Here is a 16,427-nt window from a genome sequence, read left to right on the forward strand (position 1 = left end):
CATCTTGCGCACCAGTGTGCCCCGCTCCGCCAGGGCACTCTTCCAGCACTGTTTGGTCGTACCCCGCAGGAAATCATCTCCTCGCGGGGCATTCGGCGTGCGGGTCGGTTGGCCGTAGATTCTAGCCGGCGTTGCGCAGCGCGGTGGCTAGGCCATTCATCGTGACCTGGATGGTCTTGGACACCAGGAACTGATCATCGCCCTTACGGTAGCGACGCAGCAGCTCCAGCTGGATGGCATTGAGCGGAAGCAGGTACGGATAGCGACGCTTGAGCGACCGCGCCTGGCGTTGGTTCTCACTGACCAACTCCGCGTTGCCGGTGACCTTAAGGTAGACCTCGCGGGTGCGCTCAAACTCCTCGGAAATCAGGCCGTAGATACGGTCCGCGATTTCTTTGTCGTCGACCAAGTTGGCATACAGGCGCGCCAGCTGCATCTCCGCCTTAGCCATGACTTGGGCCATGTTGGCAAACACGGAGCGGAAGAAGGGCCACGTACGGTACAGCTCGCGCAGCTCCTCCCAGCGCTTCTCCTCGCTCCCCGAAACCTCCCCTCCGGAGGCTTGCTGCACCCACGCCGTCACCGCACTGCCCACGCCGAACCAGCCCGGGATGTTGGTGCGGGATTGTGACCACGACAGCACCCAAGGAATCGCACGCAAATCCGTAATCGCGGTGGTCTGCTTGCGCGAGGTCGGGCGCGAGCCCAAGTTGAGATCACCAATCTCGTGCAGCGGGGTGGACTGGGTGAAGTAGGTGATGAACCCGGGGTCGTCGACAAGCTGGCGGTAGGCCACGCCACTCAACGCCGCCAGCTCGCGCATGATCTCGTAGGCGCGCTCCGGATCCGTAATGGGCTCGGTATCCAACAACGATGCCTCCAGCGCTCCGGAAACAAACGCCTCCAAGTGGCGGCGCGCGGTCTCCGGAGCTCCATACTTCGCAGAAATCACCTCACCCTGCTCGGTAATGCGCACCGAACCCGACACCGCACCCTTCGGCTGCGCCAAAATCGCGTCATAGGTCGGACCACCGCCGCGGCCCACCGCGCCACCGCGGCCATGTGCCAAGCGCAGCTCTACGCCATGACGCGAACACAACTCAACCAGGGCCAGTTCGGCGTCGTACAGCGCCCAGTTTGCCTGCAGGTAGCCGCCATCCTTGTTGGAATCCGAGTACCCCAACATGACTTCTTGGATATCCCCGCGCGAGCGCAGATGCTCGCGGTACACGGGCACCTGCCACAGCTTCTCCAGAATGCCGGCGCCGGCCTTCAAATCCTCGATAGTCTCAAACAGCGGCACCACATCGACCTGGCCTAGGCCCACCTCCTTGAGCAGCACCATCGGCTCCAAAATGTCGGAGACCGTTCCCGTCATAGAAATAATGCAGTGCGACACCGACTTCGGCCCAAAGTCCCGCACAGCGCGTGCCGCCGCACGGAAAATCCCCAGCTCCTTCGAGGTATCCTCGCTGAACTCCCGCTCGGAGCCGGGGAAGAGCAGCGGACGGTTGGTCTGCAGCTCGCGCACGAGCAGCGCGACCTTCTCCTCCTCTCCCAGCGCGCAGTAGTCCGGGGTGATGGTGGCCGCGGCGAAAATTTCGGTGAGAACGTTCTCAAAGGACTCGGAGTTTTGGCGCATATCCAGCGTCGAAAGGTGGAAGCCAAACGTGGTCACCGCCGAGCGCAATCGGGCAAGGCGATCATCAGCGATGATGTCGTCATTGAACTGGCGCAGCGAGCGGTCGATCACGTCCAGGTCACGTTTGAGTTCCTCCGGCGACGCATACGCGCTTGGCGACGTCTCCCCCTCCAGCCTCGCCAGCACCTTCTTCCGGATGCCGAAGATGGCCCGGCGGTAGGGCTCGTCGACGCGGGATTTTTCGTCGTTGTGGGCGGCGTCGGCAAGCGCGCCCAGTTCCTTGGAACTGGAGGAATATCGATCCGACAGGGAGAGCTCGCGCTCCAACTCGCCGAGCTCGTCGGCGTAGTACTGCAGCACCGTCGCTGCGGCCTTGCGGGTGGCGTAGGTCAGGGTGTGCTCGTTAACAAAGGGGTTGCCGTCATGGTCGCCGCCAATCCAGGAGCCGGGGCGGACGACGGGGGAATCGGGAAGCTGCTGGCCAAAGGTCTCACGCATGGCGTGGCGAATGGCGCGGTTGAGGGCGGGAACCTGGTCGAGCAGCGAAAGCTTGTAGTAGCGCAGGCCGACGTCAATCTCGTCTTCGAGGGTGGGGCGGGCGATACGAATCAGCGCGGTCTGCCACAACAGAGTCATGCGCAGGTACATTTCCTTCTCGATCGCCGCCATGTCGCCGCCGCGGTGCGCTTCCTTGAGGAGATTCTTGATGTGGGTCTGGGTATCGAAGACGGTGCGGCGGCGGGTTTCGGTGGGGTGCGCGGTGAGAACGGGGGCGACGTGAGCGCCTCGGATGACGGAGGCGGCGTCGGCGGGCGCGACGCCTTCTTCTTTGAGCTTGGCGAATGTCTTGCGCAGGGAAACCGGCGCCTCGACGGACTCGTCATCCAAGTCCTCCGCTAGATTCGCGATGAGCGCGAAATAGCTGAACGCTCGCGCCACGAGGTTGACTTTGGTGATGTCGAGGTCGCGGAAGATAGCGACGAGGTCTTCCGGCTTGGCATCGCCGTGGGCGATGTCGAAGGCCATGCGGCGGGTGGATTCGACGAGCTCAAAAACGTCCTCGCCTTCCTGCTGCGCGATGACCCGGCCGAGCACCCGGCCGAGGAAACGGATGTCTTCGCGGACTTGTTCTGGGGCAGGTGTGCTCACGGCGAGGAGCCTTTCTGGGAGTGATGTGTTCAGCTAGCACATCTCAATGTATCCCAGAGCACTATCGGGCGATAGTTATTTAGCAAAAGAAGCGAGCCACGCGGCGTGGAGGCGCGAGTCACCGTTTTCTTCCGGATGGAAGCTCAGCGCTGTGACGCGTCCCTGCTGCACACCGACGATCACTTCGGCCCCATCATGTCTGGCGCAATCTGCGTGTGTCATACCACCTTTGCCGCCCACTCCCGCACTGATGGCCCCGCTGCTACTTATCGCGCCACCAGCCCTTGTCGCTCCACCAGCCACAGAACCAAGCGCAGGGGCAGGCAGGGTGGCGATGACCTCGACACCGTCGCCCACGCGGGTAACGATGGGCGCGCGGATGAAGCTCGCCTCAATATCGAGCGTGATGCTTCGGGGTCCTATGCCATGAGCCTCGGCGTCCCGGCGCCGCGCCCCAACCTCTGAGGTCTCTGCATCGGGCCGCTGACCTTGCATCGCGACGGGAACGATGCGCTCCTGGGAGAAGCGTTGGTTGCCGAAGGCGTTGCGGCGCACGGTGACGTCGATAAGCCCCAGTGTCTGCTGGCCCGGCGCGGGGTTTTCCAGCTCGCGAGCGCTGTAGATGAGCCCCGCGCAGGTGGCCAGGACCGGCAGCCCTCCCTCGACAGCACGGCGCAGCGGCTCGGCGACGCCAAAAGAGCGCGCCAGCTTATCGATGGTGCTCGACTCTCCGCCGGGCAGAATGATTCCGTCCAGCCCGTCGAGATCCTGCGGCAGGCGCACCCGGCGCGTTTCAGCGCCGAGGCTTTCCAACACGGCGAGGTGTTCCTCCACGCCGCCCTGCAACGCGAGGACACCAACGTGTGGTCGCACCGCGGTTACCAACCGCGCTCTGCCAGGCGGTGCGGGGCGGGGATGTCGTTGACGTTGATGCCCACCATGGCCTCGCCTAGGCCGCGGCTGATCTTGGCCAGCTCGGCCGGCTGATCATAGAGGGTCGCCGCCTTCACGATGGCCTCCGCGCGCTTCGCAGGCTCGCCGGACTTGAAAATGCCGGAGCCGACGAAGACGCCTTCGGCGCCCATTTGGCGGACGAGGGCGGCGTCGGCAGGCGTAGCCACACCACCAGCGACGAACAGTACGACCGGCAGCTTGCCGGTCTCCGCGACCTCAGCAACCAGGTCATACGGTGCCTGCAACTCCTTGGCTGCGACGTAGAGCTCGTCGCGGTCGAGGTTCTGGAGGCGCGCGATTTCACCCTTGATGGTGCGCAGGTGCTTGACGGCCTCGGAGACGTCGCCAGTGCCGGCCTCGCCCTTGGAGCGGATCATGGCCGCACCTTCGGTGATGCGGCGCAGGGCCTCGCCCAGGTTGGTGGCGCCACAGACGAAAGGCACGTCGAAGTCCCACTTGTTGATGTGGTTGACGTAATCGGCCGGGCTGAGCACCTCGGACTCGTCGATGAAATCTACGCCCAGCTCGCCGAGGATCTGCGCCTCCACGAAGTGGCCGATGCGGGCCTTCGCCATCACCGGAATGTCCACAGCGTTGACGATGCCCTCGATGAGGTCCGGGTCAGACATGCGGGCCACGCCGCCCTGAGCGCGAATATCGGCCGGCACGCGCTCCAACGCCATGACGGCGGACGCACCCGCGTCCTCAGCAATTCGGGCCTGCTCCGGGGTGACTACATCCATGATGACGCCGCCCTTGAGCATGTCAGCCAGTCCACGCTTGACGCGCGTGGTGGCGCGTCCCTGTTCAATCTTCTGTTCAGTCATGGCTCACATAGTGGCCCAGAAAATTGGTCCAAGACAAGAGCCATTTTTAGAGTGTTGAATTAGACCACTTATGATGGGGTCGTGTCTTTCCGCCTCGATCCATCTGATACGCGCGCGTTGCCGGTGCAGATTGCCGAAGCCCTCCGCACCCAAGTCGCGGCGGGCATTTTGCTGCCCGGCGAGCAGGTGCCGTCGACGCGTTCACTGGCGCGCGATCTGGGCATTTCCCGAGGCAGCGTGGTTACCGCCTACGAGCAGCTCACCGCCGAGGGCTACCTCACTGCGTCGGTTGGCTCGGGCACCGTCATCAACCCGCATCTGCCCCACGGGCGCACCCCACAGCCTCACCCTGCACCGCGGCCCAGTCCTGCCCCACCGCGCGTGGAGCTGACCCCCGGTTTACCCGATACGGCCGGAATCATCACCCCCGAATGGAGGGCGGCGTGGCGCAAGGCCGCGGTGAATCCTTCCGGCGATCTTCCCCGCGAGGTGGCCGCGCACCTGCGCCACATGCGCGGGCTCACCGTCGACCCGGCCTACGTCGTCATCACCGCCGGCGCCCGCGACGGCCTCTCGGTGCTGCTGCGCGCGCTGGGCGGCCACTTGCGCGTGGGCGTGGAGTCCCCCGGCTACCCCAGCCTGCGCCGCGTTCCCCAAGCTTTGGGCCACACGCTTGTCGACGTCCCCACCGACGCCCACGGCGTCACCGTCCCCACCGTTGACCTCGACGTTCTCATCGTCACCCCCTCCCACCAGCACCCTTATGGTGGTTCGCTGCCGGCGGCCCGGCGCGCGGAACTCGTCGAGTGGGCACGCAGCAACGACGTGCTCATCATCGAGGATGACTTCGATTCCGAGCTGCGCTACGTCGGCCAGCCTTTGCCCGCGCTGACCGCACTCGCCCCGGAGCACACCGTCTTGCTGGGCACGTTTTCCTCGGTGATTTCGCCGTCCATTGCCTGCGGCTACCTCGTGGTGCCGCCGAGCTTACGCTCGGCGGTGGATCGGGTGCGGGAGGTCTTCGGCCAGCCTGTCGGCGCAATCCCCCAAGCAGCGCTGGCGAACTACTTGGCCAGCGGTGCGCTGCGGCGGCACACCGGGCGGATGCGCCGCGCCTACAAACGCCGCCGCGATCTCGTCCAAGCCGCGCTGGAAGACGCCCCCGCTACCCTTCTGCCCATCCACGGCGGGCTCCATGCGGTGTTGCTGTGCGATAACGCCGTGGTCGACCGCGCGGCTTCCCTAGGGCTAACGCTCACCCCGCTCAGCGACTACTGGGGCGGCGTGGCCGCCGAGGAAGGCGTGGTCTTGGGCTTTGGGCATTTGAGCGATGTCGAACTCGCCGCCGCGCTGGATCTGGTCAAGCAGGCCTTAACTAGCTGACACGTAGCTAGCCTGGCGCGTAGCTGCCCTATCGCATACCGGGCTAGCTAGCGCTGGCCAAGGTCACGGTGGCGAGGGTACGACCGGTGGGTTGCTCGCTGCCACCCGCGGGTTCCTCGGTAACCATGACTTTGACCGCGGCACCGTCGAAGGGCATCCACACCCCATCGTGTGGGGCCTGACCGATAACCCCGGCTGAGGCCATCTCACCATCTGCACTGACTGCCCACACCTGGGCGCCCATGCCGTCGGCCAGTTGCGGCTGGCCATCGACCATCGCGCCGGATTTCGCCATCGAGGCGGAGGAAACGATATCCAGTTGCGCTCCCGAGGCATCCGCATTGCCCTGCATAAGGTCCTCTGCGCCCATGATGTCGTGCATGGATTTTTCGCCCGGCGATTCAGCCTCTACTTGCGCGCTATCCGGTGCATCTTGCTGCCCCAACTGCAAGAGCTGCGGCGCGGCTACCACGCCTGCGACGAGCACTGCGGCGGCAGCCGGCACCGCTACGAAGGCCCGCCAGCGGCGGCGTGGAAGCTCGATGACCTCAGCAGCTTCGCCACCGTCAATTTCCGCAAAGACAGCATCTTTCATTCGCGCTGGCGGATGCACGTCTGGGAGGGAATCGAGGAAGTCGTCGAAAGTCTCATCAGAAAACTCATGCGTATTGCTCATCTTCCCTCCTTTCCGAGAATCGCTTTTAGCTTCTTAACGCCGTCGCGCACGCGCGTCTTCGCCGTACCCAGCGGTACTCCCGTTGATTCTGCCAGTTCAGCATGCGTCAAGCCATTGAAAAATGCGAGGGCTACCGCGGTGGAATGCGGCTCCCCAATCTCGTCGATGGCCCAGCGCAGGCGCTGCGCTTCGACATGTCCTAGGGCCTCATCTTCAAGAGGCTCGGTGTAGGTAGCCTGGTCCAACAGCGCGTCGCGGTTATCGCGTTGCACTGCAGCAACGTGGCTACGCAGCTTATCGACGGCCCTCCCATGCGCCAACCTGCCCACCCACGACCGCGCGTTTCCCCGCTGCGGGTCAAATTTCGCAGCGGAAGTCCACACCTCAACGAAGACATCTTGGGCAACCTCTTCGGCTAAGGCGGGATTGCGCAGAACGCTCAGGCACACGCTGTACACGGTGGGCGCGAGGGCGTCGTATAGCGCACTGAAGGCATGCTTGTCTGCCGCAGCGGTCTGAACGAGCAGGTCGTTCAGCCGCGCATGTTCATCAGGGGACATCGCAGACACGGGTGTAGAGCTTACCTCCAGCAGCGGGGCGGACATGGCACTTTTACTTAGTCATTTCTTCACTCGGCGCCATCATCTCATCGCTCTTCATTTCCTCAGTCATCATGGAATCCGACTCCATCGCATCAGAACTCGGGGCCATCATCTCAGAGCTGGGCTTCATGTCCACTTCTTCCTTCTTGTCGTTGCAGGCAACCAGCCCACTGGCGGCTACGGCAAGTGCAGCGGCGGCGGTAACAAGCTTCTTCATTTCGGTACTCCTTCTTCAGGTCTTCGGGTCCGGCCTTTCCGGACCCTGTATCTGACCATTCGGAGCCACCCTGCGATGCGGATTGGACGGATTTAAAAGCAATCCGCTTTTCACTCGTGTTCCGAACTAGTTGCATACGCACACCGCATCACAAGCGAAGGAGCACAGGATGTTATCTACGCTATTCATCGGGTTTACCGGTGGCCTTATCACCGGCATCTCGCCCTGCATCTTGCCGGTCTTGCCGCTGGTCCTCGCAGTCAGCGGCGGCTCACGGTGGCGGCCATGGCAGGTCGTCGGCGGACTCGTCACAAGTTTCAGCCTCGTCACGCTGTTTGCCACAACGCTGCTCAATGCCTTGGGCCTCCCGGCCGACGTCCTGTGGAAAGTGGGAATCGCGCTGCTCGTTCTCGTGGGCCTGGGAATGGTGTTCCCTCGCGTTCAGGAAGCCCTCGAGTGGCCTTTCCAGAAGCTCCCGAAAACTGGCGGCTTGCAAGCCACAGCCCGCGACAAGGGCGGCTTCGTCGTTGGCCTAGCCATGGGGGCTGTCTTCGTTCCCTGCGCGGGCCCAGCACTGGCCGCAATCTCCGTGGCGGGCGCCACCGGGACTGTCGACGCCCACATCCTCCTCCTCTGTCTCTCCTTCGCCCTCGGCGTGGCGATCCCGCTGCTGGCTTTCGCCTTAGGCGGCAACGAGGTGGGCAAACGCGTCGATGCTTTCCGCTCCCATCAGCGCGGGGTGCGCATCGCTGCGGGAATTGTAGTGATCGCTATGGCCGGCGCCATCTCACTCGGCGCGCCCGCGTGGCTGCAGCAGAAACTCCCCAGCATCAACGCCGGCGCCACGCCCGTTGAACAGGCCACCCGCACAGCGGAAGGAACCCCTGTCCCCGAATTTGCAGGATTGACCGGCTGGTTCAACACGGATGCGCCCGTCGATCCGCGCACCTCCGGCAAGGTCACGCTCATCGATTTTTGGGCTTATGCCTGCATCAACTGCCAGCGCAACAACACGCACCTGACCAAGCTCTATGCGCATTACAAGGACTACGGCTTCGACATCATCGGAATCCATGCACCGGAGTACGCTTTCGAGCACGAGGCCGACAACGTGCGCCGTGCGGCCCGCGAGCAGGGAATCGAGTATCCAGTGGCACAGGATAATGACTTCGCCACGTGGAAGAACTTTGGGAATCGGTACTGGCCGGCGCACTATCTCGTCGACAAGCACGGCATGTTGCGCCAATCCCACCACGGCGAGGGCGACTACGCCGAGACCGAGCGCCTCATTCGTGAGCTTCTCCTCGAGCGCGACCCCAGCATAGAACTGCCTGAGCCCATTGAAGCCGCCGATGCTCACAGCGCTCCGCGCTCGCCGGAGACCTACCTCGGCACCGCACGCGCACAGTATTTCACCAACCCCGATTACCACGACGGCACGCACCAGTTCACCACGAGCGAGCCGCCGTTAGGTCAGTATTCGCTGGGCGGGACGTGGACTTTGGCCGACCAGCCCATCACCGCCGGACCTAACGCGCGGCTGCGACTGAATTATCGCGCCGCCTGGGTACAGCTCGTGGCATCAGGGCAAGGAACGGTTCGCGTGCACCGCGCGAATGGTTCGGTCCGCACCTTCGACATCACCGAGGACGGCACGGTGGATCTCGTCAGGGAACCGGACAATCACACCGAAACAATCGAGCTGGAAGTAAGCGAAGGCCTCTCGCTGTATTCCTTTACTTTTGGCTAGCGTGGGGATCATGAAGGTTTCTCTGCATGGGCAATCCGCCGTGGCTGTCGAGGCTCCCCAGGGGCGCATCGTCATCGACCCCGGCCCCCTTTCAGACCTCAGCTGCCTGGAAGGCGCTGAGGCGGTGCTGCTCACGCACGCGCACGGCGATCACCTCGACGTCGATGCCGTGCGTGCAAGCGGCCTGCCAGTATGGGGAACGCAGGAAGCCATCGACGCCCTCGGCTCCGGCACCGTCGTTCATACCGGAGAGACGTTCACGGTTCTGGGCCTTGAGATTCACGCGGTGGGCGGGCTCCACGAGGAAATCCACCCCAATATCCCGCGCCCGGAGAACCTAGGTTATTTCTTTAATGGTGTGCTGCACCCCGGCGACCAATGGTGCGTCCCGAAGGGACGCACGGTAAATGTCCTCCTACTCCCCATCGCCGGGCCGTGGGTGCGCGGGGCGGACGCCGCGGATTACGCCATGCGCATCGGCGCGCGGCTGACGGTGCCCATCCATGACGCCGTGCTTTCCGACGCCGGCAAGCAAATCACCGACGGCATGCTCCAACGCGCCGGCGTGAGCGGCTATCGGCGCCTGCGGGTTGGTGAAAGCATCGACGTTTAAGCCGAACCAACTGCTCGGTCTATTTTTATTCTCGGGCTTGCCTGCGGTTTCCACAAAGCCACTAACAGCACTGAACCGCTTGGTCTAGCCTTTGTGGCATGAGCACCAAATACGATAATTCCGAAGTCAACGAGTGGTCGTTCGCGACCCGCGCCCTCCACGCCGGACAGAACCTGGACGGCTCCACCAACGCACGCAACGTTCCGATTTACCAAACCACCTCGTATGTCTTCAACGACGCCGAGCACGCCGCCAACCGCTTCAACCTCTCGGATGCCGGCCCGATTTATACCCGCCTGACCAACCCCACGCAGGACGCGCTGGAGGAGCGCCTCGCCTCCCTCGAAGGTGGCGTCGCCGCCGTGGCTTTCGCCTCCGGCCAGGCCGCCGAGACCGCGGCCATTTTGAACCTGGCCTCCGCCGGCGACCACATTGTCACCTCCCCGCGCCTCTACGGCGGCACCTCCACACTGTTTACCGTTACCTTGAAGCGCCTCGGCATTGACGTCACCCTCGTCGAGAACCCCGATGACCCGGCCTCCTGGCAGGACGCCGTCCAGCCAAACACCAAGGCTTTTTACGGCGAGACCTTCGGCAACCCGGTCGCCGATGTCCTCGACATCCCCGCCATCGCCGAGGTGGCCCACAAGAACCAAGTCCCGCTCATCGTGGACAACACCATCGCCACCGGCGCGCTCGCCCGCCCGCTGGAGCTGGGCGCGGACATCGTCGTGGTTTCCACCACCAAGTTCTATACCGGCAATGGCTCCGCCATCGGTGGTGCCATCATCGACGGCGGCTCCTTCGATTGGACCGTCGAGCGCGACGGCGAGCCCGTCTTCCCCTACTTCGTCACCCCGGACGAGGCTTACCATGGCCTCAAGTACGCCGACCTGGGCGCACCGGCCTTCGCCATCAAGGCGCGTGCGGGCCTGCTGCGCGATACCGGTGCCGCCATCTCCCCCTTCAACGCCTGGCTGACGCTGAATGGCATCGAGACGTTGCAGTTGCGCGTCGAGAAGCACAATGCCAACGCCCAGGCCGTGGCAGAGTACCTGGAGTCCCACGCCAAGGTCACCACCGTCAATTACGCCGGCTTGGACTCCTCGCCGTACAAGGCCACCAAGGAGAAGCTCGGTTACGCCTACACCGGCTCCGTGCTCTCCTTCGACATCGACGGCGGCCGCGAGGAGGCGTGGGCCTTTATCGATGCGCTGAAGCTGCACTCGAACCTGGCCAACATCGGCGATACCCGCTCCCTGGTGGTGCACCCGGCGACCACGACACACTCGCAGTCCGATGAGGCCGCGCTTAAGGCCGCGGGCATTACGCAGGCCACGGTGCGCCTGTCGGTGGGCATCGAGGATGTCAACGACATCATCGCCGACCTCGAGCGTGGGTTCGCGGCCATTGGTTAGCGCCATCCCGGAACTCGCGCCCGAAGGCGAGCTCACCGTCGTCCCCATCGGTGATTTCACCACGGAAGCAGGCGCCGTGCTTGCCGACGCCCACGTGGCCTACCAACGCTGGGGCGCTTTCGCCGGCGACCCGGACGGCGTCAACAATGTCTTGGTGGTTGAGCACGCGCTGACCGGGGATTCCAATGTGGCGGACTGGTGGTCCGACCTGGTGGGGCCTGGCAAGGCTTTGGACACCACGCGCTGGTGCGTTATCGCGACCAATGCGCTGGGCGGCTGCAATGGCTCGACGGGGCCGAAGTCGCTGCACCCGGATGGAAAGCCGTGGGGCGGGCGCTTCCCGGCGCTGTCGATTCGGGACTTGGTGGAGGCTGAGCACGACTGCTTGACGCAGCTGGGTATTTCCCGCGTGCACGCGGTACTCGGCGGCTCGATGGGCGGCGCGCGCACGCTGGAGTGGAGCTTGCTGCACCCGGAAAGCGTGTCCGCGGTGTGCGTAATTGCGGTGTCTGCTCGGGCTTCGGGCTGGCAGATTGGCATCCAATCCGCGCAGATTTCCGCCATCGAGCGCGACCCGTTTTGGCATGGCGGAAATTACTACCTCACGGACAAGACTCCGCGGGATGGTCTGGCAGCGGCGCGCCGCATCGCGCATTTGACGTATCGCGGCGAGCAGGAGATCGACGAGCGCTTCGGCGCTACCGCACAGCAAGGCGAGAATCCCTTGGGGCCGCACCGCCAGCTCAATCAGCGTTTCGCGGTGAACTCCTACCTGGATTACCAGGGGGCGAAACTCACCGAGCGCTTCGATGCGGGTTCCTACGTGGTGCTCACGGAGGCGTTGAACCGGCATGACGTCGGCCGCGGGCGCGGCGGGCTCATCAAAGCGTTGGCGGCATCCCAGGTGCCGACGATGGTCGTGGGCGTGGACACGGATATCCTCTACCCCTATCACCAGCAGGAGCACATCTCCCGCAACGTCAACCACCTGCTGGCGATGGCCAAGATTGTCTCCCCCGTGGGCCACGACGCCTTCCTGACGGAGACCCGGCAGATGAACCGCATCCTGCGCAACTTCTTGTTGCTGTCAGCCCCGAATGGCCTTGATGTGGGACCGGCCTACGTGGGCGACGAGTATTTCATCTGATAGAGCCGTTTGGCTCTTTTTAGGAGCCACACGCGTCATGATCCAAGCGCGTCGATGGAAAAGGCCACGAACACCATCGCCGCGCCCAAGGCCCCGGTAAAGCAGGCGTCAAAGCGCCGCGAGCGCACCGCCAGCACGCCGACCCGCGAGGAATCACACGTCAGGCGCACCACCGTAAGCCACATAAGCGCCCCTCCCAGCAGCATGGTGGCGCGCCGCCAGTGCTCGGATACCGCATAGATTCCCGATACCGCCACCGCAGCCACGAACAACCCAATGGCGACCCACTGCACTGCCGGGGGCAACGGCGAAGGCTTCAGGTGCGCGTCGTGTGGGTTCGACAAGGACACCGGCGGCGCTGCCGGCGCTTCTCGACGCCCCTCCCGTGGACCCTGCGTAGTCATCTGCGGCTTTATTGCGCGGCCAGCTTCTCAGCGCGCTCGACGATGTTGCTCACTAGGAATGCACGCGTCAGCGGGCCCACGCCACCCGGGTTAGGGGAGACGAAACCGGCCTTGTCCCACACGTCCTCGGCGACGTCGCCGGCGAGTTGTCCGTCGACGCGGGAGACGCCGACGTCGAGAACCGCGGCACCTTCCTTGACCATATCGGCAGTAAGCATGTGTGCCTTGCCGGCCGCAGCAATGATGACGTCAGCCTGACGAGTCTCAGCCGCAAGGTCCTTGGTGCCGGTATGGCACAGCGTCACCGTGGAGTTCTCACTGCGGCGGGTAAGCATGAGGCCAATTGGGCGGCCCACGGTCACGCCGCGGCCAATGACGACCACCTTTGCGCCGTTAAGCTCCACTCCGAAGCGGCGCAGCAGGTGGATGCAGCCGTTCGGCGTGCACGGCAGCGGGGCGTCCTCGTTGAGCACCAGCTTGCCCAGGTTAATCGGGTGCAAGCCATCGGCGTCCTTGGCCGGGTCGATGAGCTCCAGCACGCGGTTTTCATCCAGGTGCTTCGGCAGCGGCAGCTGCACGATGTAGCCGGTGCAGGCGTCGTCGTTGTTGAGCTCTGAGATGACGCGCTCGAGTTCTTCCTGGGTAACGTCGCCAGGCAAGTCCTTGCGAATCGAGTTAATACCCAGCTTCTCGCAGTCGCGGTGCTTCATCTTCACATAAGAATGCGAACCCGGGTCATCGCCCACCAGGACCGTGGCCAGACCCGGGGTAATGCCTTTCTCTTTAAGGGCGGCCACGCGCTGGGCCAGGTCCTCAAAAATCTCGTCGCGGTACAGGTTGCCATCTAGTTTGGTAGCGCTCATGCCCACCATCCTAGACTGATGCTTATGAGCCGCCTGCACATTGTCTTCGACAACCCCGTGATCCCTACCAATACTGGCAACGCTATCCGCACCGCCGCCGTCACGGGCGCGCGCCTGCACCTCATTGAGCCGCTGGGCTTCAATTTCGACGACAAACACCTCAAGCGCGCGGGCTTGGACTACCATGACTTGGCGGATCTGAAGATCCACAAGGACTTCGAGGCCTGCATGGACAGCTTGCCCGGCGCGCGGGTCTTCGCCTTCACTACCCACACGGATAAGTGGTTCACGGACGTCGAATACCAGGAGGGCGACGTCCTTCTCTTCGGCACCGAACCGACCGGACTGCCGGAGGAACACGCCTTCCACCCGCGCGTCACCGAACGCGTGCGCATTCCCATGATGCCGGCGCGGCGCTCGATGAATCTGTCTAACGCGGCGTCGACAGCCGTGTATGAGGCCTGGCGGCAGCTCGGCTTCCGTGGCGCGGTCTAGGAAGTCGCGGCACAATGTGGGTGACAGCCACGACGAAGGAGCACCATGTCGAACTTGCGCCCACTTCTTGATTCCCTCACCACGCGCGTAGAAAACGCCGCGACCGAGTACGCCGAGCAGATTGCCCGAGTGGCGCCCACGCACCGGCCCGGCGCGGTGAACCTGGTGCGCTACATGGCGCTGCGCTCCCAAGACGCCGTGGAGTTGCAAGAAGGCCTCAGTGCGTTGGGCGCGACGAGCTTGAGCCACCCGGAGCCGGCGGTGCTGGAGCGCCTACATGCGGCCCGTAACGTGCTTGATGCTTTCGACGGTCAAGCCCTGACCTACCCGATGCAGGCCATCGCCTCGGCGTATGCGTCCGCCGATGACATCCTCGACGCCAACACGCAGGCCCTCCTCGGCCCCACGCAGGACGGCACGCACGCGCGCATCATGGTAACGCTTCCCTCCGAAGCTGCCGAGGAATACGACCTGGTGCTGGACTTTGCCCGCGCGGGCATGGAATTAGCCCGCATCAATTGCGCCCACGATGGTGAGGCCGCCTGGGAAAAGATGGTTGAGAACGTCCACCGCGCCGCCGAGGAGGTGGGGCGCGAGATTCTCATTTCTTGCGATATTGCCGGCCCCAAGGTGCGCACTGGTGCCATCGAGCCGGGGCCGCAGGTCATCCGTGTGCGTGGTGAACGCACCGCGTCGGGCGAGCTTCTGACCCATCCAACGCTCGTGCTTTCCGACGTCTCCCGGGCCAAGGAAGCCCAGGGGGTGGCAAGGGAGGCGTCGGCAAGCGCGGCGCGGCCGGCTGTGCCACTCGAGGTAGATACTGAATGGTTGGCTGCGCTGGAGCCGGGCGATGAGGTGCGGTTTGCTGAGGCCCGCGGCCGTTCGCGAACCTTCTCCGTGGAGTCTGTCGAGGACGGCGTTGCTGTGCTGCGCGGCGAGCGCAATTGCTATCTGGCGGAAGGCACGGTTTTCAGCCATGAATCGGCGACGACGCAGGTGCACGGGGTTCCGGCGCTCGAGCAGAAGATTCGTCTGCACCGCGGAGACGAGCTGGTCTTAAGCACGTCGCAGGAGCCGGCGCGAGTCGTGGAGGGAGAGGTGACGACGATTGGTTGTACTCTCCCGGAGGTGGTCACCGCGCTCGAGGTGGGGCACGCCGTAATTTTTGATGACGGCGCCATCTCCGGCCGCGTTACCGAGGTCCGGGACAACGGGGCCGAGCGCGAAGCTGTCATCACTATCGACCATGCCGGGCCCACCGGCACGAACCTGGCGGCGTATAAGGGCATCAACCTGCCTGATACCGAGGTTCCGCTGCCGAGCCTTACCGAGGAGGACATTGCGGCGTTGCGTTTTGTGGCCACGCACTGCGACATCGCGGCCGTATCTTTCATCCGTACGCCGAGTGACGTGGCTTTTCTCTTCGACACCCTCGAGGAGATTGCCGCGGCACAGGAAACCGAGGAGCTAGCGCAGCGCGTGCGCGAGCTGGGTATTGTGCTCAAGATCGAAACGGTGCCAGCATACGAGCAACTGGGCGCCGTGCTGCTGGAAGGCATGCGCCACGAGAAATTCGGCATCATGATTGCCCGCGGTGACCTCGCCGTGGAGCTCGGTTTTGAGCGCATGGTGCAGGTTCCGGGGCGCATCATGAAGCTCGCGGAGGCCGCGCACATCCCCGTCATCATGGCCACGCAGGTGCTGGAGACCTTGGCGAAGACCGGTCTTCCCTCACGTGCCGAAATCACCGACGCCGGCTATGCGCTGCGCGCCGAGTGCGTCATGCTCAACAAGGGCCCGCATATCACGGAGGCCATCCGTATTTTGGACCGGATGTCGCGCAAGCTGGGCCGCTCGCGCCTGAAGAACCGCCAGATGCTGCGTCAGGTCGGCAGCTGGACCTACTAATCCGGCTCCACCGTGGCGAAACCGCGCCACGTGGTGAGGATCACCTAAGATTCTCACCCCAAAGACTAGACCTGCCTATCTTTGCTTAGGGTACCCTATATGGGTAAACAGGATAGGAAGAGAGCCGACCGATATGTTGTCTGGGTGCCCACGGCAAACTGCCGACGCCATCCCCATGGGATGCACCGTTACCTTGGGTAAAGAATGTATTTCCTGCACGTGCGACGCCGCTTTGGCAGTGCGTCTCGGTGAGCTGGGGATCCGCCCCGGCGCCACGTTGACCATGGGCCCACGCGTGGCGGGTGGGGCGCGCGTGGTGTCGGTGGGCACGTGCCGCTACGCCATCGATAAGGCAACACTTCAGGCCATCGAGGTCTAG

The 16,427-nt window shown here is 63.9% G+C and carries 16 protein-coding genes; 8 read left to right on the forward strand and 8 right to left on the reverse strand.

Features of this window, described 5'->3' with window-relative positions; all coding sequences use genetic code 11:
* Nucleotides 1-121: 121 nt before the first annotated feature.
* The 3 genes from ppc to pdxS form a co-directional block, all read right to left on the reverse strand.
* Nucleotides 122-2,791 carry a phosphoenolpyruvate carboxylase gene (gene ppc, locus HMPREF2635_RS05695; protein ID WP_070821399.1) on the reverse strand — a complete coding sequence of 890 codons (2,670 nt, stop codon included), beginning with the start codon at nucleotides 2,789-2,791 and terminating at the stop codon, nucleotides 122-124.
* 75 nt (nucleotides 2,792-2,866) lie between these two features.
* On the reverse strand, nucleotides 2,867-3,664 hold the full coding sequence (pdxT, locus tag HMPREF2635_RS05700) for a pyridoxal 5'-phosphate synthase glutaminase subunit PdxT (protein WP_070821400.1): 798 nt from the start codon (nucleotides 3,662-3,664) through the stop codon (nucleotides 2,867-2,869).
* Between the two features lie 5 nt (nucleotides 3,665-3,669).
* A complete protein-coding gene (gene pdxS, locus HMPREF2635_RS05705) occupies nucleotides 3,670-4,572 on the reverse strand; it encodes a pyridoxal 5'-phosphate synthase lyase subunit PdxS (protein WP_049157099.1) in 903 nt (300 codons plus the stop codon).
* A gap of 81 nt (nucleotides 4,573-4,653) precedes the next feature.
* Between pdxS and HMPREF2635_RS05710 the strand changes: the two genes are divergently transcribed.
* Nucleotides 4,654-5,955 (forward strand): MocR-like pyridoxine biosynthesis transcription factor PdxR, encoded by a 1,302-nt coding sequence (locus HMPREF2635_RS05710; protein WP_070754618.1) that lies wholly within the window; start codon nucleotides 4,654-4,656, stop codon nucleotides 5,953-5,955.
* 43 nt (nucleotides 5,956-5,998) lie between these two features.
* Here the strand turns inward: HMPREF2635_RS05710 and HMPREF2635_RS05715 are convergent, their stop codons facing one another.
* The 3 genes from HMPREF2635_RS05715 to HMPREF2635_RS05725 are packed head-to-tail and all read right to left on the reverse strand — an operon-like array spanning nucleotide 5,999 to nucleotide 7,450.
* On the reverse strand, nucleotides 5,999-6,631 hold the full coding sequence (locus HMPREF2635_RS05715) for an anti-sigma factor (RefSeq protein ID WP_049157096.1): 633 nt from the start codon (nucleotides 6,629-6,631) through the stop codon (nucleotides 5,999-6,001).
* Entirely contained in the window at nucleotides 6,628-7,236 is a 609-nt protein-coding gene (locus tag HMPREF2635_RS05720; RefSeq protein WP_070821401.1) for a sigma-70 family RNA polymerase sigma factor, read from the reverse strand. Before HMPREF2635_RS05720 ends, HMPREF2635_RS05715 begins: the two co-directional genes overlap by 4 nt.
* A 7-nt stretch (nucleotides 7,237-7,243) precedes the next feature.
* Complete coding sequence (locus tag HMPREF2635_RS05725) at nucleotides 7,244-7,450, reverse strand: hypothetical protein (RefSeq protein WP_049157090.1); 207 nt, start codon at nucleotides 7,448-7,450, stop codon at nucleotides 7,244-7,246.
* 169 nt (nucleotides 7,451-7,619) lie between these two features.
* On the opposite strand from HMPREF2635_RS05725, the gene HMPREF2635_RS05730 reads away from it, so the two are divergent.
* The 4 genes from HMPREF2635_RS05730 (at nucleotide 7,620) to HMPREF2635_RS05745 (ending at nucleotide 12,378) form a co-directional block, all read left to right on the forward strand.
* Nucleotides 7,620-9,200, forward strand: a complete 1,581-nt coding sequence (locus HMPREF2635_RS05730) for a redoxin domain-containing protein (RefSeq protein ID WP_070821402.1) — start codon at nucleotides 7,620-7,622, stop codon at nucleotides 9,198-9,200.
* A gap of 10 nt (nucleotides 9,201-9,210) precedes the next feature.
* On the forward strand, nucleotides 9,211-9,813 hold the full coding sequence (locus HMPREF2635_RS05735; RefSeq protein WP_070821428.1) for an MBL fold metallo-hydrolase: 603 nt from the start codon (nucleotides 9,211-9,213) through the stop codon (nucleotides 9,811-9,813).
* Nucleotides 9,814-9,911: 98 nt separating this feature from the next.
* Nucleotides 9,912-11,231 carry an O-acetylhomoserine/O-acetylserine sulfhydrylase gene (locus HMPREF2635_RS05740; protein ID WP_070821403.1) on the forward strand — a complete coding sequence of 440 codons (1,320 nt, stop codon included), beginning with the start codon at nucleotides 9,912-9,914 and terminating at the stop codon, nucleotides 11,229-11,231.
* Nucleotides 11,179-12,378: a homoserine O-acetyltransferase MetX gene (locus tag HMPREF2635_RS05745; RefSeq protein WP_246824851.1), complete on the forward strand. Its 1,200-nt coding sequence runs from the start codon at nucleotides 11,179-11,181 to the stop codon at nucleotides 12,376-12,378. The genes HMPREF2635_RS05740 and HMPREF2635_RS05745 overlap by 53 nt, the downstream gene beginning before the upstream one ends.
* Nucleotides 12,379-12,413: 35 nt before the next feature.
* Here the strand turns inward: HMPREF2635_RS05745 and HMPREF2635_RS05750 are convergent, their stop codons facing one another.
* Nucleotides 12,414-12,782 (reverse strand): DUF3017 domain-containing protein, encoded by a 369-nt coding sequence (locus tag HMPREF2635_RS05750; protein WP_070511412.1) that lies wholly within the window; start codon nucleotides 12,780-12,782, stop codon nucleotides 12,414-12,416.
* An 8-nt stretch (nucleotides 12,783-12,790) separates the two neighbouring features.
* On the reverse strand, nucleotides 12,791-13,645 hold the full coding sequence (locus tag HMPREF2635_RS05755) for a bifunctional methylenetetrahydrofolate dehydrogenase/methenyltetrahydrofolate cyclohydrolase (RefSeq protein WP_070511410.1): 855 nt from the start codon (nucleotides 13,643-13,645) through the stop codon (nucleotides 12,791-12,793).
* Between the two features lie 24 nt (nucleotides 13,646-13,669).
* Here HMPREF2635_RS05755 and HMPREF2635_RS05760 point away from each other — a divergent pair, with 24 nt between their 5' ends.
* From HMPREF2635_RS05760 to HMPREF2635_RS05770, 3 genes are all read left to right on the forward strand, one after another.
* Complete coding sequence (locus HMPREF2635_RS05760; protein ID WP_070511408.1) at nucleotides 13,670-14,140, forward strand: tRNA (cytidine(34)-2'-O)-methyltransferase; 471 nt, start codon at nucleotides 13,670-13,672, stop codon at nucleotides 14,138-14,140.
* Between the two features lie 45 nt (nucleotides 14,141-14,185).
* Entirely contained in the window at nucleotides 14,186-16,048 is a 1,863-nt protein-coding gene (locus HMPREF2635_RS05765) for a pyruvate kinase (RefSeq protein ID WP_070511406.1), read from the forward strand.
* Between the two features lie 133 nt (nucleotides 16,049-16,181).
* On the forward strand, nucleotides 16,182-16,427 hold the full coding sequence (locus tag HMPREF2635_RS05770) for a FeoA family protein (RefSeq protein ID WP_083306697.1): 246 nt from the start codon (nucleotides 16,182-16,184) through the stop codon (nucleotides 16,425-16,427).

The sequence above is a fragment of the Corynebacterium sp. HMSC035E02 genome (assembly GCF_001836065.1).
GTDB classification, from domain to species: domain Bacteria; phylum Actinomycetota; class Actinomycetes; order Mycobacteriales; family Mycobacteriaceae; genus Corynebacterium; species Corynebacterium hiratae.